We start from the raw sequence: 284 nt of genomic DNA on the forward strand, positions 1-284 counted from the left end.
GCTGTGGGCAAGTCGAGTTTGGTTCTTAGGTTTGCTGAGGGGCAGTCCCGTGAGTAACAAGACAGTACAATTGGGGCTGGCCTGCTAACGCAGACCGTGTGGTTGGGTGATACGCCGGCCAAGTTTGAGATATGGGATACTGCAGGCCGAGAGAGATACCATAGCTTAGCTCCAATGTACTACCGCGGTGCACAGGCTGCGATTGTCGTGTATGACATAACTAGCCAAGAAACTTTTGGTCGGGCAAAGAACTGGATTAAAGAGCTGCAGCGTCAGGCCAGCCC

1 protein-coding gene is annotated in these 284 nt (G+C 53.2%); it reads left to right on the forward strand.

Annotation, left to right across the window (positions count from 1 at the left end):
* Positions 1 to 69: 69 nt before the first annotated feature.
* Positions 70 to 284, forward strand: a 215-nt coding sequence (locus ACYQ78_RS39475; RefSeq protein WP_459806118.1) for a P-loop NTPase family protein, incomplete at its 3' end; no start/stop codon positions are given.

The organism is Herbidospora sp. RD11066 (assembly GCF_054661255.1).